Origin of the sequence: Pseudomonas sp. DrBHI1, from assembly GCF_002205115.1 — a bacterium.
Taxonomy (GTDB): domain Bacteria; phylum Pseudomonadota; class Gammaproteobacteria; order Pseudomonadales; family Pseudomonadaceae; genus Aquipseudomonas; species Aquipseudomonas mosselii.
In genome coordinates, this window is record NZ_NIBE01000133.1 from 1 (window position 1) to 1,532 (window position 1,532).

General features: G+C 68.4%; 2 protein-coding genes. Both read right to left on the reverse strand.

Annotated elements, in window-relative coordinates:
• Positions 1-117: 117 nt before the first annotated feature.
• Positions 118-1,170 carry an AI-2E family transporter gene (locus CC207_RS24560; RefSeq protein ID WP_028690484.1) on the reverse strand — a complete coding sequence of 351 codons (1,053 nt, stop codon included), beginning with the start codon at positions 1,168-1,170 and terminating at the stop codon, positions 118-120.
• Positions 1,171-1,182: 12 nt separating this feature from the next.
• A partial coding sequence (locus tag CC207_RS28055; RefSeq protein ID WP_256582352.1) for a DUF4892 domain-containing protein occupies positions 1,183-1,532 on the reverse strand: 350 nt, incomplete at its 5' end.

Sequence of the window (1,532 nt, forward strand, 5' to 3'; positions counted from 1 at the left end):
GGCGTAAAGGGGCGAGATCGGGGGTGGGGTCAGGGCATAAAGAAAGCGTAAAGATCAGGTCCACCGGATCGCTGCACGGGCCTCTTCGCGGCTTTACCCGCGAAGAGGCCCGAAAGATCAACGTTGCGGCGTGTGCTGCGCGGAATTGCGGCTCCAGTCCAGCAGCAGGCTGTACCCCACCGCCAGCAGGGTCGGCCCGATGAACAGGCCGATGAAGCCGAACGCGATCAGGCCACCGAACACCCCCAGCAGCACGATCACCAGCGGCAGGTTGCCGCCCCGGCTGATCAGGTACGGTTTGAGCACGTTGTCCACGCCACTGATGACGAAGGTGCCCCAGATGCCGAGGAACACCGCCATGCCATAGTCGCCTTTGGACACCAGCCAAGCAGTGGCGGGGATCCAGGCCAGCGGCGGGCCCATGGGGATCAGGCTGAGCATGAAGGTCACCAGGCCAAGCACGATCGCCCCCGGCACACCGGCGATCAGGAAGCCGATCAGCGCCAGCAGGGCCTGGGCCGCGGCGGTACCGATCACGCCATTGACCACCCGCTGCACGGTGCCGGCCACCAGGTCGACGTAGTACTCGGCGCGATCACCCACCAGCCGTTGCAGCAGGCGGTGGACGAAGGCCGCCAGGCGCGGCCCGTCGCGGTAGAAGAAGAACACGAACACCAAGCTCAGGGTCAGCTCCAGCACCCCGCCGCCGATCTGCGCGCTGCGCGCCAGCAACCAGTTGCCGACCTGGCCCAGATACGGCTTGGCCGAGGCCAGCAAGGCCGCGCCCTGCTGGTCGAACGACTCCCACCAGCTCACCAGGCGTTCGCCCACGAACGGAATGCCCGCCACCCAGGCGGGCGCGTCCGGCAGGCCATCGACCTGCACGTCGCGAATGAACGCGGTGGCATCGCGCACATGGTCGGCCAGGTTGAAACCCAGCCACACCAGCGGCAGCGCCACCAGCAGAATCCACACCGTGGTCAGCAGGCTCGCGGCGAGGGTTTCGCGCCCACCGAGCACGCGGGTCAGCAGGCGCATCAGCGGCCAGCTGGCAAACGCCAGGATGGCGCCCCACAGCAGCGCCGAGATGAACGGCGCCATCACCCACAGCGCGGCGCCCAGCAGGGTCAGCAGCAGGATCTGGATCAACAGGCGGTCATTGTTGGCCATGGTGGCGCTCACTCAACGGATCAGTTCCAGGTGCAGGCCTTCGGTCGGGGCGTCGCCAACCTCGAGCCGGGCGCTGCGCACGCCGGCCTTGACCAGCTGCTCGCGCCAGGCCTCGGCGCCCTTGCCGCTGAGGCTGACGCGCAGGGTGCTGTCGAGGTTCAGGCTGCGCGCCAGCAACGTTGCCCAGGTGGCCTGGGGCTCGGCCAGATCAGGGTAGTCGAGCTTGCCGGTGTCGCGCAGTTCGCGCAGCACCGTGGCGGCGGTGGGCAGCAGCTCGCCCAGCGGGCTGCCGGCGACGAACTCCTCGACATGCAGGTAGGCGCGGCGGTTGCCGCGGGTCACGCTGTACAGCGCCACCAAGG